Raw genomic sequence first — 26449 nt, 5'->3', positions numbered from 1 at the left:
GTGATGATCCAATCAGTCCTCGACGGAATGCCAGCCGCTGCCGCCGGGCTGAAACCCAATGACGTGGTCACCGCGATCGACGGCCGACAAATGTTGTCCAGCTCGCAAATGAAAAACTATGTTGCCAGTCGTCCGCCAGGCGCGTCGATGGCACTCACCGTTGATCGAAACGGTCAACCGCTGAAACTCCAAGTCGACTTGAAAGAACGCACCGACGAACTGATGGCCCAGTTCAACGCCGGCGAAGTACTCGGCGCCCGCGTCATTCCGGCGACCGAAGCGATCGCCAAGAAGTACAACTACGACAACTTGGATGGCGGACTGGTCATCACCGAGATCGAGGCCGGCAGCATCGCCGAACAAGCTGAACTGATGGTCGGCGATGTCATCGAAACCGCAGGCCGCTTCCCGCTGGAATCCGCAAAGCAACTTGAGATGATTGTTGCCGAATACGAACGTGCGGGTGAACCGCTGCGAATCACCATCCGCCGCGGACAACGTCGACTACTGGGCGTCATCCAACCCTAGTTTGCAAACAAACCTCAACGCCTCGTCCCCCCGTAGTGGACGAGGCGACGAGTCCCTCTACCTTTTTGTTTCCCACTGCCACACTGAATTTCCCACGTTCACACTGGCTCCCCCTTCTCCCAACTCTTCGACGGTCTTCTCACTCACCGCCAGCACCGGCAAACACGATCGCCTATAGTCATGCTCGACCGATCCAATGACACCACCTCGCGGACGAGCAACCATGAAGATCACCGGGCTGAAACTCTACCAAGTCGATCTGCCACTTCACGAAGGCAACTACAGCTGGTCCGAAGGCAAAAGTGTTGACGTGTTCGACAGCACGGTTGTCCAAGTCGACACCGACGCCGGCATCAGTGGCTTTGGCGAAGTCTGTCCGCTCGGCCCGGTTTACTTGCCCGCCTACGCACTCGGCGCACGCACCGGAATCCAAACACTCGCACCGTCTTTGATCGGAGCCGACCCGACACAGCTCACCGCGCTCAACCGGTTGATGGACTACACCATGAAAGGCCACCCGTACGTCAAGTCAGCCATCGACATGGCGTGCTGGGACATCCTGGGTAAAGCCGCCGGACTTCCCGTTTGCACGCTACTTGGCGGACGCTATGGCGACGACGTGACCTTGTATCGCGCCATCTCACAACGACCTGCCGCCGAGATGGCAGATAACGTGCAAAGCTATCGCGATCAAGGCTACCGGCGGTTTCAATTAAAGGTCGGCGGCGACGCCAACGAAGACATCGCGCGAATCCATGCCGTCGCCGAACGCTTGCAACCCGGCGACAAACTGGTCGCCGATGCCAACACCGGTTGGCTGATGCACGAAGCCATGCGAGTCGCCGACGCCGTACGTGACGTTGACGTCTACATCGAACAGCCCTGTGCGTCGTACGAACAGTGTCTCAGCATCCGCCGTCACACGAATTTGCCCTTCGTTCTTGATGAAGTCATCGATTCGATCGACGCGATCTTAAAAGGTGCCGCCGATCAGGCGATGGACGTGGTCAACATCAAGATCAGCAAGTTCGGCGGGCTCACCAAAGCCCGTCAAGCACGCGACCTCTGCGTCGAACTTGGCATCGCGATGACGATCGAAGACAGCTGGGGTGGCGACATCATCACCGCCGCCATCGCGCACCTCGCCCACAGCACCCCGACCGACTTCCTGTTCACGTCGACCGATTTCAATTCGTATGTCACACAATCGATCGCCGACGGGGCACCACAACGCATCGACGGACGGATGGCCGCGTCGACGCAGCCGGGACTCGGGATCACGCCCAAATTTGACGTCCTCGGTGCACCTATTTGGCAGTGCTAGCGTAGCGGTCGATCGATCTTGACCCTCAGCTTTTCCGAGAGCTACCCTCAGCCCGTACGTGTGACATCAACCGCCGGTCCGGCCTTTACCAGTCCGGGGGCACACGTCTTCACTGGATCGTTGCCCAATTCTTCGGTTGATCGTCTTCGCCCCTTCTGACGTCAAAAGGAATCTGAGATGCAAGGAAAGCAATCCAAGAACGAAGTTCGCCCGACCAAATCGGTTTCGGCTCTCGAAAACGAAATCCTCAACAGCCTGACCGCAGACCGCAAATCGCAAGACAAAACCGCAAACGTCTTCCCCGCCGACTTCTCGGCATCGGGCACCGGCAAAGGTACCGGCGGCAACACCGGCGCCATCGAATAGGCCAACACGAGCAAGTGTCACTCCACCTCGCCGCCCCACAAACCGCCAACCGCAGTTCCGTGAGGCGGCCGAGTTTTTAGCGCCACATCAGCCGAACGGCGCTAGCCGCGGTTCCCGACCAGCCACCAAACCACACACACCCAAACAACCGCTCGCTATCGCGAATACGGCTGATCACAACCACCCATTAGCCGAACGGCGCTAGCCGCGGTTCCCGACCAGCAACCACCTCACACACACCCAAATAACCGCTCGCTATCGCGAATGCGGCTGATCACTACCACCCATCAACCGAACGGCGCTAGCCGCGGTTCCCGACCAGCAACCACCCCACGCCAATCCGTACGTGTACGCACGTTTCACCAAACCAACGACGCCGCAGCAACCATGACGACCATCGCCCCGCTCACGTCGCCTTCTGATTCGATCTCACACCAAACACCGGATTGGGTCTGGGAATCGCATTCGATCCTAAACCTTAAATATCAAAAAACCGTCGCGACGCTCTCGGCAATCCGCAAAGCCCTCTTACAGCGTGGCGATCTCACCGCAATCCAATCGCGGTACTGCGAACAAATCGACTGGGTCCTGTCGCTGCCCGACGAAATCGCCGATCACGTTCTCACCGATCCCCAAGCCTACTTCTTCGCACGAACCGCGTATGACCTGTTCGTCTCCGCCTACCTGGGCACCGAACTGCCACGCGGCACGCAAGCTTACATCGACGAACGACACGCAGGCGAAACCCTGACGCTCAACCAACAACTGGGCGCACACCTCGAACGCTTCGGCCGATTCGTCGTTTCGCTAGCTCTGACCGCGAAACAGCCCACCAGCATCGCGCCGCTCCGTTTGAACCTGCCCGAAATCCTTCCCGGCACCGCCTACTCGTTCGCCGGGTCCTGCGACTTGGTGCTGCATGGCACCAGCGATTCAGGCAACCTCGAACTGACCGTCAACGGCACTCCCACAAGCTTGCGTCTGCCCCAAGTCACCGAAAAACACGGTGACCTGACGATTCATGTCGCCCCACAAGTCGGCGCGATACGCTTGCAGCCCCCGGCCTTCAACGTCGCCGGACTGTCCGACATTCGCTCCGTCGTCCCCGCAGACGTGGATGCCCAATCGGATTACCAATCGCTGCTTGACGAAACCATCCGACTCATCGGTCGCTATGCGCCTGATACCGCGGCGCAGTTAACCGCATCGATGCGCGTGATCGCGTTCAAGCCATTGGGCTTCGACGGCGTCTTCAACACCAGTTGCTCACGACTCCCCGGAGCGGCGATCTTCACCGGTGCCCGTTGCAGTCTGATGTTGGCCGACGACTTGATCCACGAGTTCTATCACAACCGATTGTTCGCGATCGAAGAACAAGGCGGCTTCTTCGTCCCAGCCGACGAAAGCCTTGGGCTGGGTCCCGACACCGTCTATTCACCCTGGCGAGACGACCCGCGACCGATCTACGGGTTGCTGCACGCGGTCTATGTTTTCGAACGAGTCCTCGAGTTTTGGTTGTCGGCGATCGAGAGCGGTGATCTCTCGACCGGTGATCAACAATTCGCCGCCTACCGCGCCGCGAAACTGGCCGGGCAATTGGAGCTCAGTCTCGACCAGCTGATCGCCTGGGGCGAATTCACCGAACGCGGCCAACAGCTTTGCGCCAGCATGGCACAATCGATCAAACAACAGCGTGCTCGCTGCGAAGCACTCCACCTCGGCGAACACACTCCGGCGATCACGTTGACCAACAAAGGCAACCCATGCGAAGTGCTCAATAGCGAAGGCAATCCGATGACCGTCGGAGAAGAGCTCCAGCGTCACATCGAAACCTACGACATCCATCACCGCATTAGCCGAACGGCACTAGCCGCGGTTCCGTCCAGTAGATTGCAAATTGCAAAATGAACATTGCAAATCGCAAATTGGCGACGGACCCCATAACCCAGTCAAACTTCCCGACCACGTCACCACCATTAGCCGATCGGCGCTAGCCGCGGTTCCGCCCAGCCACCACTCCCCACGGCAACAAAACTCAAAACGGATCGCGGATGCGGCCAATCAAACGCAAACATTAACCCCGCATCCAACACCAACGGCCACCCCGAAAAGATCGGCTAAAACCTAGACTCCAACTTATACCGCGACCTTCTTGCGCTGCCCTCGCGTCGCTCGCCGATAGACGAACCTTGCCGCGAGCGCTGGCGCCGCCCAGATCGGAACTGCTGGTCGCACCGACAAACTTGACTCGCCTTCCACATCACACGGCGTATCGATCACTCGCATCGCGTCGTTGAACCGCTGATTGAACGCTTCGTGCAACGCTTGCCTTGCCGAACCACCACCTCCGTAATTCACCGGCAACATCGGATTCGTGTTGATCTCCCACACCTGAAGCTTGCCATCGCGAACGCCGTAATCAATTCGCCCAAACTCGACACCCGCCAAATCAAAAATCTGCTGCAGCTGATCGTGATGCGGGAACGCATCGATGTACTCACGCTCTTCGGCAAGCAAGTGTTCGTCGAGCAGTTCCCATGACTTCACGCACCAATTGCTTCCAAAGAATAGATGCCGCGGCAAGATCGCGTCGCCGATTCGGAATGCGGCGTACTTGCGATAGACAGCGTGTTCGTCGGCCACATCACAGTGCTCGATCACCAGCTTGCGTGATGCCTTGCCCCAGCGGCCCGACCATTGTTCGTAGACCGCATCGAGCTCCGGCTGAGTTTCGATCAGCGATGACAGGGGACCTTTATGATCGTCTTCGCCACGGACGAAGACGGGGAAGCGTTGCGGACGCGGTTGATCTTCCAAGCGGTAGCCGGTGAAGTCATTGATGCCGGCCTGATGCAGACGCTCGAGCAACGCGAGCCGACCGAGCGTTCGGTCGGGCAGATTCAGGAGACGAATGTGCGGGTCGCGGCGAAGCTGCTCGCAGACCGAGTGCAGCTTGTCGAGGTCGCTTTCGGTCAGCCGTTCGTGGTCGGCAAAAACGTAGGTGCCGCGCGGAAACCGCCGCTTCAAGAACAGTGCGGCATAGCACATCGGTTGCACGATCGCCTGCAAGCACTTGCCTTCGGATCGCAAGCACTTGCGGATGGTGTAATCGTGGCGTTTGGTGGTCAGGAAATAGATCATGCGACCGGGCTTCGATGGAGGCGTTTTGGCAGGCTCTTGGATAGCGAAAACGGGGGCGTGCAGGCCAGTCCAGTTCCCGCCGCACGGCGGCAGCAGCATGCATAAGGGCGGGATTTATGAAGCGAAAGCTGAGAGCGAGTCAAGAAAACGTGTCAGACCGAGCGGGCGGCCTTGCCCGTGCGAAAACGAGAAGTTATTTTCAAAGCCACCCCAGAACGGGGCAAAAGGGCGATTGGCTCAGTTGGTTAGAGCGCTGCTTTCACACGGCAGAGGTCACTGGTTCGAATCCAGTATCGCCCACTTCGCAATCAGAATTGCCCGACAATAACGGCGATTCTGTCTCACCCCGCTCCGCTGTGTACCCGAGTGTGTACCGAGACGATTTGGAGCGAGCGATTCGGGTTCTCACCGCTGCCGGGTTGGACAACGTTGCCGAAATACTGCGTACGTTGTAAATCACTCTTGATTCGCGTACACAAAGTTCTCGCCCGGTCGAATTGACCCCAAGGGCGGGGCACAACTGATGTTGATGCAACCCGATTCCGCGAATGCAATGTAGGAATCAATCTTGGTCACAAATCCAGCGACTCGCCCGCGAACGAAATCCAGCAACAGTTCAGCATTCACTTCGATTCGTTCGTTTTCAAACTGGCTGACGAAATGGTGCTGATGCAGGAACGGCCCCGTCCAATTCAACAGAATGTGATAGTCCGGGCGGTCGTCCGCATCCAGATTCTCGTTTTCGTGGCACATGCAACGAATCGCGTACACGAGTTCGCCGATTGTAAATCGGACATTCTTTCCGTTCCTGGAATCGACAACGTCCCCGGACCGATAACCTCCATCGTCAGGACTGACACCACCGAAGAACTCCAAAAACCGAGCCTTGTTCTTGATGGGTGAAGTGTCTTCGCCACGGAGCGATCGTTCCAGCGTCTTTGCCGTGTCAATGGCATTGCAGAGTTCGGGGAAACATCGGTCGCGTTTCTCCCCATTCAGGAACGCCCGGTCGCACGCAAGTACGGCTTTCTTGATGTTGTCAAGCCACCGTTTCTCCCGATCCGTCAAGTTGAGAATGCGTTCTTTCGATACTCCGTCAATCATCGCAATTCACCCTCTCGTACTGAATCAATCTGATAACCAGCGACAAGTAGGTAGCATTGCAGGTTCGCTGATTCTGCGTAAGTCGGTCACAGAGTAGGAACCCGCAATCTCTGTTCAGGAGGCAGCCCGCAAAGCCTGGGACGACGTAGCGAAAGAGGTATAAATTCGGGTGGTTGATGAATCCGACCATGAAAGGATATCCTTTCGGGAGTAAATGCCACTATTCCTTGGAGCGGGAAAAGAAAAGGTTCCAGGACTCAAAACAGTGAGTCACTTGAGTTTGGGTCAGAGACAACGCCTAGGAAATTTATGGGATTCGCTGAAATCCAGGGGCGGACCTGCATCTTCCAGATGGCGAGTGCGTTTCGGTGACGGGCGCCGGAGTCTCTCTGCGAACTTAAACTTGAGACTTTGCATCCAATCCTAGTTGGCGAGAGATGAGCTAGCTGTCTTTCCAATCGACCAATTTGGCTTCGATTTGTGGGATGGATGAGCGGAATTGCTCGGAAAGTTTTTTGGTGATTTGGCATTCACTCGCTTCGATGGGGTTGGTGAGGTCCCGGAGTGAGTGCTCGAATTCGATGTCGCTTTTGGATTTGCGGAGTTCGATGTCGATCGCTGGGCTGTCGATTGCCGAGATCTCGACGCTCCGCTGACCGGCATATTCGGGCTGAAGCTGTCTAAGAGCGGTGGGTTGTGCCCCGCGTTATTGTGCAGCAACTTGCTGCACGATTAGCGTTTTTACTCTTTGAGATTTCACTGCGATTTACGCGATTCCGCGTCGACTTTGTTGCCCTGACTCCGTTGTCAGTCGCCGATTCCGATGCTTTTTAACAATCGCCTTTTGAGTTCTCGATCCTTGGCATCCGGATCGTAAACGTAGCCTTCTGCCTTGACCGGCTTTCTTGTGTCGAGGTCGATCCAGATGCTTGGCGACATCACATCGGTTTGATCCGATACGGTGACCTTCAATAATTCGCCGTCTTTGACTGCGGTGACAAACTTGGCTCTCGCGATCGATGCGCTGCCCAGCGGATTGGACAGCAGGTAGCCGAGATAGGGCTTGGGAATCACGTCGCTGAATTTGATCCAACAATTGGATTCGCCCGGTCGAATGTCTCGCACCCACTTGCGGAGAAACGCATGAATTAGATCGTCCATCGGCAACTCCGTCCGAAACGCTGCCATTTCTTCGGCAAGTGATCTGTCCTCGCGATTGTTGGCAAGATTGTCGAGCCAAGAGAAACCGCCACGCAGCGTCGCCAAGCCACTAAGACTTCCCTCACGATCGATGTAAATGTCTCCCGCCATCCCAATCCAGTGCATGTCTTCGTACGAAAACGCGGTGACCGTCATGGGATAGTTGTGCGGGGTGGCGCCGGGCCAATGGATTTCCCCCGACATGTAATCGCACTGACGGCCTTTGACTTTCGTGATAGCCCCCGTGCTCATATCGAGAACCTGACACTCGACGTCCTTCTCTGAACCGGGTTCGGGCGTTAGCGAAGCAGCGGAAGGACCGTCTTGCGGTTTTGTTTCGGACCCCGCTTCGATTGGGTTCATCCACCCGACCAAAAGCAAGACGACGCACCAACTTGAGATTGTGCCAGGTTTCATGTGTGACACCGGAGTTGCCGGAAGGATGTATACGAGACTCGAGGGATGCGATGAACGGTGGGTGCCGAGCATCAATGCATTTTACTCGTTGTAGTCGTCGGGTGGATTTGAGCAGGCGATTTGGTTTGGGAGGTGCGGTTGTTTGGGCTGGGGAACGCTTCTTTCACGGAGTGAAAGGCGACATTGGGCGTTGTTGTTGCGGGTGGCTTGAAGGAATTGGTAACGGACCGGGCCTTTGGCCCTCAGGTGTTCTGGGTTTCGATGGAGTCCCAGCCCGGTGGGCTGGGCTAGGTAACCGGTTGGACCTTCGGCCCGAATGTTGGTTGACCGCTCGATGAGTTGGTAACGGATCGGGCCTTTGGCCCTCAGTTGACCTGGGTTTTGATGGAGTCCCAGCCCGGTGGGCTGGGCTAGGTAACTGGCTTCACCTTCGGCCCAAGTGTTGGTTGACCATTCGGTGAGTCGATCGAAAACGATCCAATGACTCCATGGAGAACGAGCGGTGCCTGGAGCTGATGCTGAAAAAGAAAAGGTTCCAGGAAAATAAAAGGTTCCAGGACTCAAAACAGAGAGTCACTTGAGTTTGCGTCAAAGACGACGCCTAGGTGATTTATGGGATTCGCCGAACTCCACAGGCGGGCTTGCATCTTCCTGCTGGCGAGCGTGCTTCGGTGGCCGACGCCGGAGGCTCTCGGCGAATATGACCTCGAGACTCTGCAGCCAATCCTAGCTAGCGAGACATGGGCTAATCGTCTTCCCATTCACCCAATTTGGCTTCGATTTGTTTGATGCAGGAGATGGAGGAGCGAACTACTCGGGGAGGTTTTCGATGATTTGGTTTCCTGGACGTAAAAGATGGCGTCAGCTGGCCCGCTGAGGTTCTGCACCAGAATGAGGTTGTGGCCCATGTAACTTGCGACACAAGCTATTTCGCATTGACTGGCAAATTGGAAACAGCTTGTTTCCAATTTCCGCGGGCTGTGTCCAGAAGGCCTGCCACTGACGGATCGATCTCAGATTCCGTTATGAGAACTCCTTGATTTCGGGGAATTCCTTCAGCAGATCTTTGCTCATTGGTCCTAGGAAGCTGTCACCCCATTTTGCGGTTTCCTGCTTGCGCTGAGACAACCACCGATTGTTGGTTTGGCATAAGCCATTGCCGTTCGTGTTGGCCACCCTTTTTCGGCTTTGGTGTCACCCTTAGCCGCCGATTGGCGAAAGTCTCCGCAGCTTTACCTGTGCTTTTACTTGCGGAAGACCAATGAGTTCATCGTAGACGCGATTATATCCCACGACGAAGTTGGGCGTTGCCTCCTTCGCATCGGTCAGAATCCGAAGGTTGCCTTCGTCAGGCCACCAATGGTGACAGGGGATCCTGAAAACATGCCCATGGTGACTGCCATCGTTAGCCTCAATCAGCCAAGGTTCTCGGGCCGCTCCTAGAGCGTACCAGTGAGACCGTGGGCGAAATACCTTCCACACCCTGTCATAGAGGCCGAGAAATTCTTCGGGAATACGCCGCGTCCATTGCTTCACTCGTAAGAAAAATTCGAGAGATGCAACCCAAGAACCAAATGCATTTGACAACTGTTGCTTCGCAGCACTGCGGTCGTCGCTCGCCGAGTGTTCCGCATCTTTCAACATGAGCCCATACTTGATCATGCTCTGGTACAAATGCAGTGTTGTCGTTTCATATTCCCCTGATCGTCTTTCCTGATCCGCCATTTCTTGTGGCGAAACGGATAGGGTACTGGCAAGTCTCATGGGCACACCTTGGCTCGGAGAACGGTTGTCAAACGTTGTGCTAGGAGCATAGGTCGCATTCTTCTCTGAATCAAAAAACAACTTTCGATCATCAAGCCTTCATTCCGCGAGACCTTTTTATGGCCTAGAAAAGGTGTCGGGCACGAATTAGACACCCTCAATGTGGTGATGCAGACGCGGGAAGTTTCGCTCGAGTTGGCTTGGCCGAGACAGCTCCACAATTCGAGCCCCCCGAACATAGGAGAGGTACGAACATTGAAAAGGCTCGCGGATTCATTCGTTGTTGTTGCCGTAAGAAGTTGCTCCCCCGTGGCCGACGTTGGAGGAAATGGTCTGAAGGAATTGGTAATGGACCGGGCCTTTGGCCATCAGGTGTTCTTTGCTTTAATTGAGTCCCAGCCCGGCGGGCTGGGCTAGGTAACCGGCTGGACCTTCGGCCCGAGTGTTGGTTGACGGATCGATGAGTCGATGGACAACCATCCAAAGACTCGATGGAGAACAGGAGGTGTTTGTAGCTGATGCTGGTTTGGATCGGTTGCGGTTGGCGAGACGGTTAGTTGCTCGGATTGGTTCGTGGATTTGTCTGTGAGTTGCGGTTGTTGAAATACGGGAACGCTACTTTCACGGAGTGATAGGCGACATTGGGTCATTTTGGCCAGCCAATCGGTGTTTGGCAGCCTGCTAATTTTCAAAATCTCCCTCTGCCATTTTCGTGTTCTGCTCCGCAGAAAACCGCGTTAGAGAGCGTTGCTGTCGCCAAATGCAAGGCGACACTCGACAAACAACGAGCCAATAGGAGATGTCGAAGTACTGCCGCTTGATTGCATGCATCAAGCAGAAGCAGCGTCTATAACAGCTTTCGCCGAAAGTCCCGAATTCAGCGGCCACACTTGAGCGGAACGCAGATGTCAATGAAACACACGACAAAGACCGCCCCGACGTCTTTGCACTTCGACCGACGATGGATGGATCATTACGCTGCCGCACTGCGAACCGGTTCTGGCAAAGACCGACTTGCCTACCTGAGCGACTTATCTGAAGAGATCTTTCGGCGAATCGATGATAGCGCGAAAAATAAGCCAGCCATCACATTCAAAATCTACTCACTGGAACACGACTGGGCAGAAGATTTCATTGCCACACCGCCTTCAGGAATCGCGTTTGGGGCTGCAGCGCTCTTGCGATTAGACCAATCCCTTCGGTTGCTCAGCCGCTATCTCTTTGACCAATTCTTATCGACGACACAAAGCCCTTTCGTAGGATCGACCGCACCTCTGCCCAGTTATTGCACACCTGAGGAGTTTTCTCTCAAGGCGTTGCGGTTCGCATCTCCGGCGGGGCGTGCCCCGCGTGGGATCCAGTACGCCATGACGAATGGCGAAGTTGCTCTCCAACAGGCCGATGCGGCCCCCGATGGAATGTTGAAACTCCGAGACTTCGCGCCGCCCATCGTGTCGATTCCTTCAACCACGAAGTCCTTCGCCGAATTCCTCGAATCAGCGTCAACCGAGGAACCTTCACATCACTTCAGTCACGAGCAACCATCGCCTTATCACCTGCTCCTCTACCATCGCTTGATGGTAGACACGCTTGCATTCCTAATTGGGCACGAAGTGGGACACCATCGGCTTGCTCATTTCGATCAAGCTCCGAATGATGAACGTGCACGAACCCTCGAAATCGAAGCGGATCGGTTCGCGATGGAGTATGCATCGAAACTCCCGGGTTTTGAAATGCGATCGGTACTTGGAGCCTTCACCTATCTGCAGGGACTAGACCAGCGCACCAGAGAACTGCAGATGAGCCATCCCTTTGCCCGAGATCGCCTCGCTATCTTTGCCAACGCTGCTGGTCGCTACACGACAGACGAGCAGCTGATTTCAGACATCAACGCGAGCCTTTCTTCGTTGGCGAAATCGGTCCCGGTCAGCAACGATCCGGCTTGGCACGACGAACTATCAAACGATTTTTCAATCCACTGCATTGGCTATTCCGACCTCGACTACGCTTTTGAAGTCCGGATCGATATCGACTACCTACATGAGTCCTCTTCAATAGCCGTATCGATCGACAACTCCCTCAAGCCAATTCACCAGCTACTGCAGAACGCAAGCTTTGTATTTGACATCGCCCTGGTGGATCAAACGCATCCGACGAAGGTCTATTGCGAAGGCCGCGCGACTCTGATAGTCGGATCGGAACACCGAGGTTGGGCAAACCTGCGCGGCACAGAACAAGAGGTCAAAGCGAGATTGCTGGCGCCGTCGCGTATGATCGCGAGTTTTCCAGACGGCGTTTTGATCGCCCGTTCCGTCCAAGTACAACTCACACCACATACGGCGGATGCCACCGGTCGTATTGATTACCAATGGCACGATGCGGACGTTGGTGAGCACGTCCTGCCTCGACCGATCGGGCACCACCCCAGTCCTGGCGCTCTCCCGAAAGCGAGAGACTTGAAATTGCTGCAGGCCCAGCGAAGCCGGGAACTCTATGACCTCGACTCCGCCATTACGGAGATCCGTTGTCAATTTTACGAGCGAGGTGACCGAGATTATCAAAATACGATTTGGCTCGTCGATCGACTTCGAGAACGCGGCGAAATCAAGGAATCTGCCGAGATCGCTTCGCGATGGCTTGCCGAATCGAATTGGCCGGGCCCGGGAATGTACTTTGCTCTTGCCCAACAAGAGATCGCGTTTCGAAAAGGTAGCCATCGATGCTACGACTATCTGTTTATCGAAGAACGCCTGTTCCCTCACTCAACCTATGGCAGTCAATGCGCGGAGTTGGCAGCGCAACATTTTTCACAGAACATTGACGATCCGTTTCTAGGTGAATTCATGGACGCGATGCAATCCCACCAACCTGGCGTTCAACTTTGTATGGAAGGTCGATATCGCGAGGCGATGCCGTTGCTAGAACAGTCGCACGCCGCCATGCGGGCGGTCTCTGAGCATGCACCTGAAAACTTTGTTTTTGTCAGGCAACTACTCGCTGAAATGCGATTAGCGCTAGAACTTTCACGAGATCAAGACTGGGACGCATGCATTGAACTCTTCGAGCAAGTGGCTGAACTCTGTCCCCACTTCGTTCCCGCGATCACCGAACAGGCCAAGGTTTACCTGGAGGAGAAGCAGTTCGTGAAGTGCGAATCGAAACTTCAAGAAGCCGCGTCGCTCATCCCCAGTCACGCTTACGTTCACGAAGTGCAAAACGGTCTGCGAATCCGCATGCACGAGTTCTGCACCCCACTGCTAGATGCTGGAATCACTGCGCTGATGAACTGCGAATACGATTCTTGCATCGGCAAAATGGACGCAGCAATCACCGCCGCCCCCATGGAAGAAGGTTTTTGGAAGTGCCGCGGCACCGCGAAGTGGTGCGCTGGCGACTTCGTTGGAGCCGCACAGGACTTCACCAACTCCATGACCATAGCTGGACTAGAAAGTGACATGCTAGTCAAGCGAGGCTTTGCTCTCACCGAAGGTGGGAATCCGTTAGAAGGCCTCGTTGACTTTGACCGAATGCTCGCCCTTGCAAGAGTATTTCAGGTCGAAGAAGAGATTCCACTTGAATTTCGATCGAAGGTCTTGGCATACACATCGATTCAAGAACTTGCGTTTTGTCGAGCCGGACGAGCATTAGCGCTCGCGCTGTTGGATCGCGTTGACGAAGCGGAGGCGGAAATCGAAGCGGCAAAGCAAAGTCTCGACGGTGGATTCGTATCGGCGATCCATGCCGAAATCGCAAGAAAACTCTCTCAGCACTCTCTTGCACAGCAACTCGCATCACAATCGCTTCGTCGGGCCCAAGTGGATATCCCCCAACGCCTGATAATGAAGGTGAACGCATTCATCGCCGATGCGAATCATCCCATCTTCGTCGCCTAGCTACTCGACCACGCATCGGGTGTTCGGGTGACCGTACACCACATAGGCCAACCAGGAAGGATCGTTTGTCTTGGCGACCGCTTGGCGGGCAAGCAGCACGCTCTCACCCAGTTTCTTTTTATTTTGCAATAGCTCGCGATACAAGGTCTCGGAAAACAGATGTGCGGCATTGTCTCGCACCGACCACAGCGTGCAAATGATCGCTCCGGCATTTGCATTTTGCAGTGCCGAAGCCCATGCCTTGTAGCCCGTTAGTGATTGCGTTGCCTGCCCCGTCTGGCACGCATTCAAAAAGATAAACGGTCGCTCAGTTGCCCACACAGATCCGAGAGACGCGACGTCTGTCGGAAGCAAGCGGTGCACTTTGTCTTTTGTATAGCTGCCATATTGCACGTTCTTTTCGGTTTCCAGCTGGAGCACCGGCTCACCAAAAGTTCGCCCGGCAGCATTGGCGTGCCCCATGAAATGGAAAAGCCCGATCCCAGGATCCTTGCGTCCCAGGGATGCGATCACGGGCTGTGTATGCGCAGGAGTGATCTCTTGTGGCTTACAACCGAATTTCGTCAACGACTTGATCATTGCGATTTCGTCATCGACATACTTCAGTTGACGCGACTCTTCATAGATTGGAGCACAGTAAAGTATTTCCTTCACATTGATCGCTTCAGGTGGCCGCACCCCTTCGGTCCATCGCGTTACGGCAAAACGCTCGGCCAACAACGTGCGATCACCCAAGTTTCCTGATGGAACGCTAACCATCTCCCATGGAATATGGTGAGTACCGGTAATGACTTGAATCGTTTGGATTTCATCACCACGTTCGTTTAAAAGCGATCGCATTTCAGCTGAGAGGAGGTCTTTGCTGAATTCGACTCCTTTGCTCCTCAATCGATTGTCCAGCACCATCGCATCTGCGTCGTCAAGAAGATTGGATTCCTCGATGGCCCGAAACTGCTCCTTGAAGTAATCTGCCGCGACGGACTTGATGCGTTTGTATCCCAGGGGGGCGTTTAGGTGGGTCGAATCACTGTAGCTGAATTGGATTTCAAGCTCGCTCTCCACGGCACGTTCTTCGATGAAGATCGTGATATCCGGTTCATCAAATCGACTCGGAGGTAAAGTCGATCCGGCTACATTCAGCAATGAAGTATTGCCCGTTGGTACAGACACCACGTCCGGATGGAGCTTTAGGCTACCTCGAATTTCCGCCCCACTCGATGGCTGAAAGAGTCGAACGTTGATTCGCCCTTGCCCCGCAGGGTTTTGCTCAGAAAGTGGTAATGCCGTAATGTCGTAGGCAAGACATTTCGGATTGTTTGGGTTGGTAGGTACATCGATCTCTTGTTTCTCGAGATCAGGTTCATCAAGCACAAGGTTGCGTGAGACCTTAACTTGAACAATTACCTTTTCATTTGGCGACAATTCCGTTTTCGTTGTCGCTCCCTCTAGAAAAGCACCTTCCGCTGACAGGCAGACTTCCAGGGTTTCCGATTGACCAGCAACGATTTCATCTGGGAACGATGCACCTAAATCGCAACTGACGAGAGAGTCCATCGGCGTAGGACCTTGGATGCTCTCCAGTGCCCCTTCAGATCCGCTTCTCGGCCCGGCATGTGCGACCGGAGGAAACTGAATTGCATCGGGCACTTCATCTCGGACACTGACGACGCCATTGGCAAATCGCCCATCGAAACTCATTGAGTGGCGGCCAGCGAATCGGATTTTTCCGTCAACAAGTTGTGGGTTCGAATCGGCTTCCCGCAAATCCAAAAGCTGCCCAACGGTCTTCGAGAAATCCCCGTCAACGAATCTCCGCAGCAAATCAAGTAATTTCGCACGCGCAACAATGCTGAAATTTCGTGTTGAAAATGAATCGTTCGAAAGCAACACCCACGTTGCCGCACTGTTTTCCAGACGATCGATGATATTTTCGTAGGAGTCACTTGCTTCGCAAATGATGAAGTCTGTGCTTTTTATCCGTTTTGGGTCAGGCATTTTTGTCTCCTTGGCGGATCCATTCCTCTACGACAGGCAATGAGTCGGAGTCTGGATTGAGATAGCTGAAATGATTACTGTCGGAAGAGACGACTGTAACGGAGTCGCCGGCGAGATTGGCGATCGCAGTCATACTCTCCACTGGAACTACCAAGTCGTTCTCACCGCCATAAAACGCCTTCGCGGTCTTGCCGAGAATTCGCGTTATCAGTGGATGCAAATCAGTACGTGCTGTAGCATTCCCAGCGACGACGGTGATGGGTGTCGTCTGATTTTCCAATCCAGTATTCAACTTGGTGATGAATTTTGAATTCGGTTGCAGGTCATCAAGTCCGTTATCCACCCAATCAGCCAAGAATCGCAGAACAGGTCCAACAGGTACGGGCCCCAACTTAAGATTGATCAGAGCACTCACCAGTCGGACCGCGCCGTCGACCGAGTAAGCGATCGGCGTTCCCGCATTGGGCGGCCCCATCAGCAAAATGCGGCGAATTGCTCCTGGCAACTGACTTTGTGAAGAGACGAGACTGCGAGAGACAAGGCTGCCCATACTGTGGGCAATCACATCGATCCGTTGCGAGTTGGCTTGCACACCGGCACGCTGTAGTGCGGTCACAAGATCCATCGATGTTTCGTTGATCTCTGTCGTGATGGTTTCATAGTCGAAAGTCACAACATGCTCATAGCCTGAATCCATCAGCAGTTTTTTTAGAGCGGAAGCGAGCCAAGACGTTTCAGACAGAAAGCCGTGAACAAGCATTGCAACGCGGCCTGTCGCGAGTTCATTTTCCTTGATCGATCGGTATTCAACACGCCCACGTTTCAATTCCGGGTAACGCAAACCGGTCAACGAAGTTGGAATGCCGACAATTTTGAAAAAGCCCAATTTCAGTGATCGAAAACCAGAAATCCTCGCCTCAACCTCTTGGCTTGGGGGTGCGGCTTCGACGTCTGGGATTTGTGTGATATTGAGCGAGTAGGTGACCTTCCCTTGGCGGAACTCGGTGTGTTCGCCCTGATCTACGGGCGGTCCAGCGAGGTAAAAAAATTCGCCGTCGGTCAGTACGGGAACGATTGCTTTTGCATTGAGAACACGATCAGGGTGAGGAGATATTTCAACACGCATCGGCCGCTCTACGCTGACCGTTTCATGGAGATTTCCCGGAAACGCAAATGCCTCTGCCAATCCAGCATCATCCCCAGCAATCGGCTGGACAAATTCAGTCCCTAGCTCAAACAGTGGTGGAACTTTCATCCCATCCTTGCTGACTCTTACAGGATCCGTTTCGCCACGAAGTTTACTCTCGGCTTTGAGTCCCTTCACTGGGATTTCGAACTTTGCCCAACTCGCTTCCGCATCAATGTAGTCTTGGTCACCCATTTCTCTCTCCATTAGAAAGTTGACAGAAGTATTCCCGCGGCGTTGCCGCCGGCAAGGATGTGTGAGGCCTTTGGCAAACGATTGCCAGAAAGTCACGGTATCCGATCGATCGAATTTCGCCGTAGCGTTGAATCATTGACGTTCGCACGCGGCGAGCGGACCACGTATCCGCCATCCACGCTTCCGCGTGATGACTTGCGAGTGTCGATCGATCAGTCCGTTCCAGAGAAGCTGATCAATTCAGTTGCCGTTCGATTGAACGGCGATGGGGCTACTTTGCCAGGCTGCACGAGATTGCGCTGTGATCAGCGTCACAGGTGAAACGGCTTTCACGACCGTGATTTACTTCACGCGTGAAGCCATTCGACGACCTCGATTTGATTCGAACTTGTCGTGTTTCTTTAACCAGTCGAGTGTGGCCAGTCCGAACAGCAGTTCTTCGATCTCGCTGATACTCTTCATGTAACAGCGCCAGTTTGCTGGAACAGTGAATTCCAAATCGACGTTCGACAGGTCTTGTTCGAGAACAAACCCGAAGGCTTCCGGGCCGTCGTCACCTTCGGCAACGATGATTTTCCAAAACCGGCCTGGAATTTGGACCAAGACGTCCCCACGTTTGTCCCGTCCTTGGAACCGCAAGTCGTCTTCGTCTAACACAGGGCCTGACATGACGATGACACGTTCGGTGCCGGTATGTCGCTGCACCATATTTTCCAAATCGCCCCAATTGTCGCGACCGCGCGATGACTGATTGAAGCCGGCAACTTGTGGTGAGCAGTTGGTCGTGTGAAACGTATCGCCATTGCCCTTTTGCATCGACTCAAAACTTTTCCCCCAAGTGACGTCGTCGCGTCTGACAAGGTGTCCACGATCGAAGGCACCGCCGTCCTTGGTGAAAAACACGTCGGGCAATTGATGAGCTTCAGGGATACGATCGTCGGTGACCCACAGTTCCCGATCATGCTCACCGAAACCGTTGAGTTCACGACGCGTTGGTTTCCGCCCATTGATCTTTCGCATTCGGTCACGCCAGTCGACATTCGCGGCGGTGAATAGAGCGAGGCGACGAATTTTGTGCATCACGACCGAGAAGTGATGGTACTTCAGCACGTGGTCCCCACTATCGAGTCGTGCGACGATCTTCTTTCCCTCGTCGGTCAATTCTGGAAGTGGGACTTCGTCGACGTTGCGTCCCAGAAAGCCTGGATCATAACCGTTTCGTTTATCCAACCTTGGGAAAATGACCGGCGGTTTGGTCGCTTCCAGTGGGTCGACAGAAACGTTGACCGCTGCCGACTCCTGCCCGGACACCGATGACAGATTGAATGGAATTGAGAACTGCGTGCTACCAAAACGAACTGTGAATTCGCCCGTCTGAGACGGTTTAGGCTCATTGCGGTAGGGTGAATTCGTGGCATAAGTCTGTCTAGTCGTTTGCGACCCTTCATGCCCGGCCCAATATTTATCAAGTGCTGCGTTCTCCGGCGCGGCCGCGTCGAACTTTACTCCGGCGTCGACAACGCGAGGATCGCGGGCGAGCTCATACGAAGGAACGCAGTAGTTGGCATGCAAGTAAATTCCCGCAAAGTGCAGTCCTACTACCTTCCCCGATCGGGCATCAACGACAGCAGAACCGGAATTTCCACCCAACGTCGAGCTATCGTGCGTCATGGCTGAAACACTATTTCCGAAACTGTTAATCGCCTCGCGAGCAACGATCTTGCCGGGCTGCAAGCGTTTGACGTTGTAAACACGTTTGAAGATGCTGTCCTGCAATTCGGAATCGTTTCGCCAATCCTTGGCGGGATAGCCGATCACCGCGACATCGCTTCCGTACAAGCCTTCCGGAGGTGTTGCCGCGAGAGTCAGCGGTCCCTGTGAAGGCTGAAGCCCAGCCACTTCCAACAACGCCATGTCCCAGTAGGGATGGATCATCCGGATGTCACGGACTTCCAGCACCGTTTGGTCGCCTTCGGGAGAACCTTTTTCACGAAGATAGTCCCAACCCGCCGTCTGCCCGGTGAGAAAATGCACGAGGTTTCCGAGTCCTGTCGCAAACAGTTCCGCAACGTGCCGGTTCGTCATCAACAGGTTGTGTCCAACGACAAAAGCGGTTCCGCCGAATGGGATCAAGCGATTGTTGGGAAGCTCAACTCGTCCGATCGAGTGGATTGCCGAGCAGAGCGGCACCTTGTATTCCGATTGACTGTAATGTCCCCAAGGATTCTCTGGCGTCATAAATGAATTGTTTTGAACAAACACGACCGGCCGTTCACGAGGCAGCACAATCGCTTCCATCGCAAACATTTCAGCCTCGTTGAGCGACTCACCTCTTTGGATACGTTCGATCGCGCGTTCGGCATCTTCGGGGCGCGGTTGCCGATAACCAAATCCTCCAGCCGATTCAAACCCGATTGATTCCGTCGCGGCGACCATCTGTGGGATCTCGGTCTTCAGATCCTCCATTCGACCTTCCGACACGATCTGCTTGGAGTACTGATGTAGCCTCGATTGCTTGTCGAACTTGGACACTGGACTCTCTCGTTGGAATTGAGGACGTAAAGATGAGTTGAATGTATCGCTCATCGTTGTGACTGGCTGATACGATAGATGCGACTTCCGGAGTGGCGTCCGGGTCACCGACTGAAGAGCTGCCCGAGACGTTTCAGACAGGACGGGAGGCACGACGACGGGTGGCTGACCTTGAAGAAAACGTTGGATCGATTTGATCCAGATCCCTTCGTTCGCCTCATAGCACCCATCGCCATGCAATCGCTGCATTTGCGAACTTCCTGCATGATGAATTGCGACAAGTTCCCAATCAGAATCGCAGATCGGGCTTCCCGAACTCCCGGGATCGGTCGGTGTTCGATAATGCAAAAAGGGAGCGGCGAAGTCGATCAATAAGTTGTCGTGCAATGAGACCGAAAGACCGCCGCCGAGCGGGTGTCCAATTGCGTAGAGCCGCCTTGATTGCTCCGGAGAAGGAGTGACTGGCGAGACCGGAAATGGCGAAACGCTGGGCAACGTTCCCGTTACCGACGCGATCGTAAAGTCAAGTTCTTCCGGAGGCGAAGTCGCAATGATTTCACCAATTCGATTCCGAATACCAGCCGGACCAGAGGAAGCCTCAAACTTTAGATAAGCTTGCTCAGGCGTGAGTGCCCCATGATCGCCATGGAGATCAAGAACGTGAGCATTCGTCAGCAACAAGGTCCGGCTGCCGATTCCAAAGAATTCATTTTCGTTGACCAAAAAGCCAGTGCCAACACCTTTCGCCGTTGCCGTTTCGATCCTGGCCACTGCCTGACCACGCTCAAGCCCCGTCACGTACCATTGCCAGGTTCGATAGGAATCTTGACCAAAGACTTTTTCCAGTTGATTGTTCCTGGCAAGCTCGTTCGCTTTCTTGGACTCGAACTTGCCATCCTGGATCAATACCTCGCCGCCAAGTCGCTTCAATAGCTCCGCTTCCAACAGCGGCAGGAGAAGATTCCCGGGTTCGCTGTCCTTATTGAGCTGCCAGATCTCTTTCATCTGCCGCAGCGTACTGGCGAGCTCGAATGCGTCGGTCTGCTCCGATGCCACATACCGACGAGCCCATTGCAGTGCACCCTCGGTATTTGCAACCGCCAGCGAGGCCTCCATCCCCGTTGCCAAGTCCCAAACATTGACCTTACCGGCGGCATCTCTCGCTTCGATGATTCGCAAGATCCTTTTCCCGAGGACATCCGCTGTCGGATACGCAAGCGTCTCGATCAAACCACTCGCGCGATGCAGCAATGCGGCCGCGTTGATTCCGTGCCACAAGTGACTTTCCGGTAATTGTTGATAGACCGGAAGGTAGGAACGGATCGACTCGTCCAACCAGATGGGATCCTCGGTATTGACGAAACGCTGCTTGTGAACTCGGCCGATCAGTCCTTGTATTTCAAGATGTTCACTTGCGGCTGCTGGATCGGCGAGTAACTGCTCCGCGACGGCTAAGCCCGCCGACAATTCCCCCTGATCGATCAATCCTTGAATGTATTGCCGTTTGACCTGCGGGGCGTTTTCGTGGGCCGCCATTAACGCATCGCCCACAAGACACATTTCGGTGAAATGCCGTTTGCGTCGCAGCTCAGATAGAATCTTTGCAGAATCGTCCGAATCGGGTCGAGTCGCACGCGAGTGGAGTTTCTCAACTAGGCCCCGACAGAGATCGGAAACTGCTTGTCGGTCAAAACGATCGAGAGCCGCCGATAGCTGACTCAAGAATTGCTTATCGCTGACCCCACTTGCAAGACGATCGCAATCAAATGCCATTTTGGTTCGCGCTCTGGCTGAAATCTTCCAACGAAGAAAACACACAGCCGAGCTTCCACTCGACAGTCCATACCGGCATCGTCTCGCACCGGGCCCCCATTCGATCGGGTAGCACGCACCACTCTAGTTTTCAACGCAACTGTTTTCAACCAGTTCACTTCGTAGAAAACATTGGCGAATCGACCCCAGTAAGAAACGCGATTGGCTGATTGTCATACTGACTGAATCGCGCGCATCAAATCGATCAAGCCGCTGCCTTGGAAATAACGTTCGCGGCCCAGATCTGTCGCTGTTTCCATGAAGATTTCTTTAATTCGCTCCGGCTGGTTTTTGAATTCGCGACGGATAGAAAGGAATCCTGCGATACAGCCCGACACATGAGGTGCGGCCATACTGGTTCCGCTGCTTTCAACATACTCACAGCCGTCATCGCACGCATTTGAAGAACACGAGATAATTTTTTCTCCTGGCGCAACTAGATCGGGTTTGAGTCGCCCATCACCTGTTGGCCCCTTGGCTGAAAAGTACGAAACGCCATAGATATGTGGCATGTTTCGATGCGTCGACCCAACAGTTATCGCCATTCTTGCGTTGGCCGGATCAAGCAACGTCGAATGCAGGCCAGCTTGCATATGCTCTTTGAACTTGGAGTTGACGGTTCCGAAGCCACCGTTTCCCGCTGCAACCACGACCACCGTCCCTGAACGCACGAGCCGATCGACTTCCACGCAAAGCGGGCTCTGGCCACAGGCAAACCATTCCGGCTCAAACGAATGCCCCAGGCTGATGTTTACGCCATGGATTCTCGCCAACCGTCCGTCCCCATTGATTCGGCGAATCAATGCGAGGGCGGCAAGAATTCGACTTGCACGAGTTCGCCCTTCGCCATCGGTAACGCGAAGGCTAACTAATTTGCATTCGGGTGCGACGCCTCGGATTTCTGACAGATTCAACGTTTCGATCGTTGGATCGCCGACACCGTCACGTGTAAAGACGCGGGCACGTAACGGACTGCTTTCGCTCTTATTCTCACCTGCGATGATCCCCGCAACGTGCGTCCCGTGACCGGCGGGGTCTGACAAATCGTAAGGGTTGCGAATCTCACGAGGTTCGTCAGACGTAAAGTCCCAATGAGCCAACGGGGAAGGTAATTGAAGATTTTGGTGATGTCGAAAGTGAGGGTGTTTGCCTTGGATACCAGAATCGATCACCGCCCAAACGATCCCGCGCCCCGAGGCAGCGAACGCAACCCTCGCCGCATCGGCCTTGACGGTACTGACCGATTCACTGAGTTGCATTTCGACGTCGAAGTCGGGCCAAATTTTGTAAATTGGCCGCAACTTCCGCGACTCAACGTCAGAGCGACCATCCCGCCCTCGTTCATTCAAAACGCATAGCCGCTGAATTTCCTTGGAGCTCAAATTGGCAAACACGTATTGCTCTGAATCGACGCTGAGTTGCTCATTGACCGCACTCGCACCGCTGATGCTCTTCACAAGTTCAGTCACCCTCTCCTTGGTTCGTTCACCGCCCATCGAGCTCAACAGGTTGACTTCGATAATCACCGGGTGCTTTTGCGTTCCGCCCTCACTCACCTTCTCAAGCAATGGAAGTGCGACGACCGTCGTGTCCATGTTCCTAAGACGACTGTCGCTTGAGGGACGGTCCTGCTGGCTACTCATTCAAATTCCTCTGCATGTGCGTTCCGCCGCAATCGGTCAGATGCGTTCAATCGTGTTCAATCTTGAGGTGCTGATTCGCTTCCATTGCCCGATGTGCTTCACCGCGAAAGTCAGTCGGAACCGGCTGGCTTTTGCGCTCAGCTTTTTTGATTGCGTTTGCATGATTCATTTCGGCGGTGAAAAAGCGAACCGGTTTGCCGCAGCGCAGTGCCTCACTAAGTTCTTCGCCCGCCACCGCGCCGCCTCCGATCCCAATTAGAGAGTCGCTGCATTCGACGACCGCTTTGGATGTCTCGGACAACTCACCGTCTTTTATCAGTCCACCCCACGTGTCGTCTTTTACATAAACGACCAAGTCGACATTTTTTGAAATCCCATCTGGATATTGCTTTGCGAGGATCGAGACCACGCCAGTCGTCCGGAATCCCATTTTTTTCGCCACGTCGTAGACTTGCCCGATTCCCACCGCCGTTCCGCCAACGTTCACGATCGTCCGCTTCGGATCCAGCGAAGCCAACACTTGTTCGGCGATCCGATTCAGGCGTTTAGGATTCTGGTATCCAAGTCCCGAGTAGCCACAGAACGTGACTACGACTTTACCTTCGTTTCGAATCATGCCAATGGCGGTTTCCGCGTCGTCGGCATCCATGAAACGAGTCGTAACGAATTCCTGAGACATGCCATTGATTCCACTGCTGATCCCACTGCCTATGAGTAAAAAAAGGATCGCCAGCATTTGAAAAGTGTTTATATCGATCCGGCAGAGCTTCGCCATGTTTTTAACTCTCATCAATCATGCCTGAAACATCCGATTCTCATCTTAGCAACGCGTGATGCCTTGTTGAATTTGAAACTTGCGACTTCTCATTAAATGGCAAGTGCGGATGAGTCGCCGGTTGTGGGCCAAGCATCTGTTATCGATGGCGGATCGGCGAACTAACCTTTCGCTTTTCGCTCATAAATTTTGCGAGTTTCCGCAGAGGCCTCTACAAATCTCATCGGCCCATGACTTTTGAGAGAATCTTCGCCCAATCGCTGAAAGCGGGCCGCACGCACGAAGTCACCATATGCAGCATTGACCGCAGCGAGAGCACGGTAATCCCAAAACGTCTTCGCGTCTTGACCTGCAAATACGACACGAAGGTGCTGCTTCGCTTCGTTCAAGTCATCGGAAACGCTCGGTTGCTGCACCGCCAATAGGTATGCCAAATGACTTCGCGCCTCGGCGAATTTCGGATCTAACCGGATCGCATTTTCAAGTGATGCCCGAGCGTTGGTAAAATCCCCCAGTTCGAACTGGGCCTGCCCCAGGTTGCTCCACAAAAACGCTTCGTGCTCGGCAGGATCAAGCAAACGAAGTGCTTCTTGAAAATCCTTCGCCGCGCCAGACAACTCCTTACCAATAGCGTGTCGTGTCACACCACGCCCGGTCAATGCCTCGACATCTGAAGGAGCAAGGTTCAATGCGATGCTAAATTCGTTCAAAGCTTCGGGAAGGTCACCCTGCTCAAAAATCAAGCGCCCCAATGCCTTGTGTGAAAACGCGTCAAAGGCATCAAGCTTGACCGCCTTTTCAAGCTGCGTGCGGGCTTCGACGAGTTGTCCGCGATCATGCAATATCACACCAAGATACTTCCTTGGAAATGCGTGGTCGGGAACCAATTGGTGAGCCTTGTAAAAATCCTGGTAGGATTCCTGATGTCGGCCAGCTTGATAGTGAAACAAGCCTCGCCCCATCCACGCCGATGCGGACTTCGGATCATTTTGAATCGCTTTGGAAAAAGTCACGGATGCAGATTGGTGCTCTCTCGTCGCGAGTTGCGCGAAACCGAGCTGTTCTAGATATCCCGGACGATCCCCAGATATTTCAATGGCCTTGCGCAAGTCGCTCACCCCTTCTTCAGCCTTGCCCACTGCGACCCGAACTGCACCGCGCGCAAAGTAATCCGCAGAATCCCCGCCCCTCCCAATTCGAGATTCGAAGAACGATTCGGCGTGTTCGAGCTCAATCATCGACTTCGCCGAAACCCAACCAGGAAGCCCTCGACTGACCCAATACCTATCTTCGCTGATCGCAAGCACGCGTAGCACCTGCCCCGCCTGAACATGATCAACGGTTTTATTCTCAAACCGCAATGCAACGTCTTGGCGTGCGACAACCAGATCTCCGACTCCCACAGCACCGCGTTCAGAGGTATCGCGCGCGGGGTCGACCTTTGCAGCTCCCTGCGGTGACACTGCAACAGCAGGATTCGCAGCATCGAATAGGCCTCCCAAACCGATCGCCAAGGCGCAAGAAAACATACTGGCTCGAAACATCACAATGACCCTAAACGGAAGTATTTGACCTCCCTTCCAGTGTTAGCTACACTCACCCCCCGTTCAAGAGTTTGCGGCTTAGAGTCTTCAACTTTAGGGGCGATGCGATGCTGTGCCGAGGAACCGTTCTGCTGGTATCTACCATCTTGGGATTTGCGGGAATTTCTGACGCGGAGGGCGCCAGTTTTGGGAAACGCCGCTGCTGTCGGGTGACACCCGTGGTCTGTCCAGTCGGAGTTACGTCACCTTGCATGTCCCGCCAAGTGACCGCAAGTTCGGCCATCAACAACCGCTGCGGTGTCGTCGCTCAGTCGCCCATCTGCTCGCCAAACGCTACGGCAAGCCTGCCTACGCAATACCGAACCGAAAATCGGATCCGTATCGAACAGGTTACAAAGTATCGAACGGAAACCAAAACACGTTCGGTGAATGTGACCAAGTATGTGCCTCAAACACGGACCCGCACCGTCGAAGTCACAAAGTACAGGACCGAACAGAAAACCTATCGCAGGCCGGACGGTTCCACTTACCAAGTCACCAGACAAGTTCCCTATACGACGACCGAAGAGCGGGAGTACACCGTCCAAGTCCCCGTCATGGAAACAAGGGAAGAAACATACGAAGTCCAGGTACCATACACCGAAGAAGTCGAAAAGAGCTATCAGGTGAAAGTCCCGGCAGGAGGCAGCAGAAGCGTTGCCAAAGAGTTCGTTGTTGAGACGATCGAGTTCGTGGTCAATGGAACGAAGAAGACCATGAAAATTAGATTGCCGGCGTCGACCAGCGAATCCGCAAAAGAAGCCTTTCGTGTACTGTTCCGCCAAATCGCAGAAACGGTGGACGTCAACAACATCCAACAAGACTCGATTGATGACCACGATGAACAGCTGAAAAAGCTGCCCAAAGGCGAGTCAGATGGATCGGGCGTGACCGGGTAAGTCAACCATTCGGTTTGCTCGCCACCCAGGCGATTCGCAACCACTGTCTACTAAAAATGCGAAAGTCGGTGTTGGGCGTCGTTTCAATCTTT

At 54.3% G+C, this 26449-nt stretch carries 16 protein-coding genes and 1 tRNA gene; 7 read left to right on the top strand and 10 right to left on the bottom strand.

Annotated features, from left to right (window positions below; all coding sequences use genetic code 11):
* The 4 genes from CGZ80_RS11990 to CGZ80_RS11975 form a co-directional block, all read left to right on the top strand.
* A partial coding sequence (locus CGZ80_RS11990) for a PDZ domain-containing protein (RefSeq protein WP_143543888.1) occupies positions 1 to 528 on the top strand: 528 nt, incomplete at its 5' end.
* A gap of 223 nt (positions 529 to 751) precedes the next feature.
* Positions 752 to 1852 carry a cis-3-hydroxy-L-proline dehydratase gene (locus CGZ80_RS11985; protein ID WP_094414646.1) on the top strand — a complete coding sequence of 367 codons (1101 nt, stop codon included), beginning with the start codon at positions 752 to 754 and terminating at the stop codon, positions 1850 to 1852.
* A gap of 177 nt (positions 1853 to 2029) precedes the next feature.
* The gene (locus CGZ80_RS11980; protein WP_094414644.1) at positions 2030 to 2218 is read left to right on the top strand and encodes a hypothetical protein; all 189 of its coding nucleotides are present in this window, start codon (positions 2030 to 2032) and stop codon (positions 2216 to 2218) included.
* A 387-nt stretch (positions 2219 to 2605) separates the two neighbouring features.
* Positions 2606 to 4126 (top strand): aKG-HExxH-type peptide beta-hydroxylase, encoded by a 1521-nt coding sequence (locus CGZ80_RS11975; protein WP_158222670.1) that lies wholly within the window; start codon positions 2606 to 2608, stop codon positions 4124 to 4126.
* Positions 4127 to 4354: 228 nt separating this feature from the next.
* Here CGZ80_RS11975 and CGZ80_RS11970 read toward each other — a convergent pair whose 3' ends face one another.
* Positions 4355 to 5359 (bottom strand): hypothetical protein, encoded by a 1005-nt coding sequence (locus CGZ80_RS11970; protein WP_143543887.1) that lies wholly within the window; start codon positions 5357 to 5359, stop codon positions 4355 to 4357.
* A gap of 226 nt (positions 5360 to 5585) precedes the next feature.
* Here CGZ80_RS11970 and CGZ80_RS11965 point away from each other — a divergent pair.
* A tRNA-Val gene (locus CGZ80_RS11965) sits at positions 5586 to 5659 on the top strand.
* Between the two features lie 156 nt (positions 5660 to 5815).
* Here CGZ80_RS11965 and CGZ80_RS11960 read toward each other — a convergent pair.
* From CGZ80_RS11960 to CGZ80_RS11945, 3 genes are all read right to left on the bottom strand, one after another.
* Positions 5816 to 6463 (bottom strand): hypothetical protein, encoded by a 648-nt coding sequence (locus tag CGZ80_RS11960; RefSeq protein ID WP_094414639.1) that lies wholly within the window; start codon positions 6461 to 6463, stop codon positions 5816 to 5818.
* A gap of 807 nt (positions 6464 to 7270) precedes the next feature.
* Positions 7271 to 8080: a hypothetical protein gene (locus tag CGZ80_RS11955; protein ID WP_094414637.1), complete on the bottom strand. Its 810-nt coding sequence runs from the start codon at positions 8078 to 8080 to the stop codon at positions 7271 to 7273.
* Positions 8081 to 9280: 1200 nt separating this feature from the next.
* Entirely contained in the window at positions 9281 to 9925 is a 645-nt protein-coding gene (locus CGZ80_RS11945) for a hypothetical protein (RefSeq protein WP_146042952.1), read from the bottom strand.
* An 830-nt stretch (positions 9926 to 10755) separates the two neighbouring features.
* Here CGZ80_RS11945 and CGZ80_RS11930 point away from each other — a divergent pair.
* The gene (locus CGZ80_RS11930; RefSeq protein ID WP_094414627.1) at positions 10756 to 13737 is read left to right on the top strand and encodes a hypothetical protein; all 2982 of its coding nucleotides are present in this window, start codon (positions 10756 to 10758) and stop codon (positions 13735 to 13737) included.
* Here CGZ80_RS11930 and CGZ80_RS11925 read toward each other — a convergent pair whose 3' ends face one another.
* From CGZ80_RS11925 to CGZ80_RS11895, 6 genes are all read right to left on the bottom strand, one after another.
* Positions 13738 to 15732, bottom strand: coding sequence for a CHAT domain-containing protein (locus tag CGZ80_RS11925; RefSeq protein ID WP_094414625.1), 1995 nt, complete (start codon positions 15730 to 15732; stop codon positions 13738 to 13740).
* Complete coding sequence (locus CGZ80_RS11920) at positions 15725 to 17113, bottom strand: lipase family alpha/beta hydrolase (RefSeq protein ID WP_094414623.1); 1389 nt, start codon at positions 17111 to 17113, stop codon at positions 15725 to 15727. The genes CGZ80_RS11925 and CGZ80_RS11920 overlap by 8 nt, the downstream gene beginning before the upstream one ends.
* Before the next feature lie 342 nt (positions 17114 to 17455).
* The gene (locus CGZ80_RS11910) at positions 17456 to 21181 is read right to left on the bottom strand and encodes a trypsin-like peptidase domain-containing protein (protein ID WP_158222668.1); all 3726 of its coding nucleotides are present in this window, start codon (positions 21179 to 21181) and stop codon (positions 17456 to 17458) included.
* Between the two features lie 449 nt (positions 21182 to 21630).
* Positions 21631 to 23100, bottom strand: a complete 1470-nt coding sequence (locus CGZ80_RS11905) for a S8 family peptidase (protein WP_094414617.1) — start codon at positions 23098 to 23100, stop codon at positions 21631 to 21633.
* A gap of 46 nt (positions 23101 to 23146) precedes the next feature.
* Positions 23147 to 23875, bottom strand: a complete 729-nt coding sequence (locus CGZ80_RS11900; protein WP_094414615.1) for a hypothetical protein — start codon at positions 23873 to 23875, stop codon at positions 23147 to 23149.
* A gap of 161 nt (positions 23876 to 24036) precedes the next feature.
* A complete protein-coding gene (locus CGZ80_RS11895; RefSeq protein ID WP_158222667.1) occupies positions 24037 to 25404 on the bottom strand; it encodes a tetratricopeptide repeat protein in 1368 nt (455 codons plus the stop codon).
* 266 nt (positions 25405 to 25670) lie between these two features.
* Between CGZ80_RS11895 and CGZ80_RS11890 the strand changes: the two genes are divergently transcribed.
* A complete protein-coding gene (locus CGZ80_RS11890; RefSeq protein WP_158222666.1) occupies positions 25671 to 26357 on the top strand; it encodes a hypothetical protein in 687 nt (228 codons plus the stop codon).
* The last annotated feature ends 92 nt before the right edge of the window (positions 26358 to 26449 follow it).

This window comes from Rhodopirellula sp. MGV (assembly GCF_002251265.1).
GTDB classification, from domain to species: domain Bacteria; phylum Planctomycetota; class Planctomycetia; order Pirellulales; family Pirellulaceae; genus Stieleria; species Stieleria baltica_A.
This window is presented reverse-complemented; position numbering and strand designations above follow the sequence as displayed.

What these genes read in the sequence shown, in the direction of transcription:
- CGZ80_RS11985 (WP_094414646.1), top strand. Translation starts at nt 752, where the DNA reads ATGAAGATCACCGGGCTGAAACTCTACCAAGTCGATCTGCCACTTCAC.
- CGZ80_RS11980 (WP_094414644.1), top strand. Translation starts at nt 2,030, where the DNA reads ATGCAAGGAAAGCAATCCAAGAACGAAGTTCGCCCGACCAAATCGGTT.
- CGZ80_RS11975 (WP_158222670.1), top strand. Translation starts at nt 2,606, where the DNA reads ATGACGACCATCGCCCCGCTCACGTCGCCTTCTGATTCGATCTCACAC.
- CGZ80_RS11970 (WP_143543887.1), bottom strand. Translation starts at nt 5,359, where the DNA reads ATGATCTATTTCCTGACCACCAAACGCCACGATTACACCATCCGCAAG.
- CGZ80_RS11960 (WP_094414639.1), bottom strand. Translation starts at nt 6,463, where the DNA reads ATGATTGACGGAGTATCGAAAGAACGCATTCTCAACTTGACGGATCGG.
- CGZ80_RS11955 (WP_094414637.1), bottom strand. Translation starts at nt 8,080, where the DNA reads ATGAAACCTGGCACAATCTCAAGTTGGTGCGTCGTCTTGCTTTTGGTC.
- CGZ80_RS11930 (WP_094414627.1), top strand. Translation starts at nt 10,756, where the DNA reads ATGAAACACACGACAAAGACCGCCCCGACGTCTTTGCACTTCGACCGA.
- CGZ80_RS11925 (WP_094414625.1), bottom strand. Translation starts at nt 15,732, where the DNA reads ATGCCTGACCCAAAACGGATAAAAAGCACAGACTTCATCATTTGCGAA.
- CGZ80_RS11920 (WP_094414623.1), bottom strand. Translation starts at nt 17,113, where the DNA reads ATGGGTGACCAAGACTACATTGATGCGGAAGCGAGTTGGGCAAAGTTC.
- CGZ80_RS11910 (WP_158222668.1), bottom strand. Translation starts at nt 21,181, where the DNA reads ATGGCGGCCCACGAAAACGCCCCGCAGGTCAAACGGCAATACATTCAA.
- CGZ80_RS11905 (WP_094414617.1), bottom strand. Translation starts at nt 23,100, where the DNA reads ATGAGTAGCCAGCAGGACCGTCCCTCAAGCGACAGTCGTCTTAGGAAC.
- CGZ80_RS11900 (WP_094414615.1), bottom strand. Translation starts at nt 23,875, where the DNA reads ATGGCGAAGCTCTGCCGGATCGATATAAACACTTTTCAAATGCTGGCG.
- CGZ80_RS11895 (WP_158222667.1), bottom strand. Translation starts at nt 25,404, where the DNA reads ATGTTTTCTTGCGCCTTGGCGATCGGTTTGGGAGGCCTATTCGATGCT.
- CGZ80_RS11890 (WP_158222666.1), top strand. Translation starts at nt 25,671, where the DNA reads ATGTCCCGCCAAGTGACCGCAAGTTCGGCCATCAACAACCGCTGCGGT.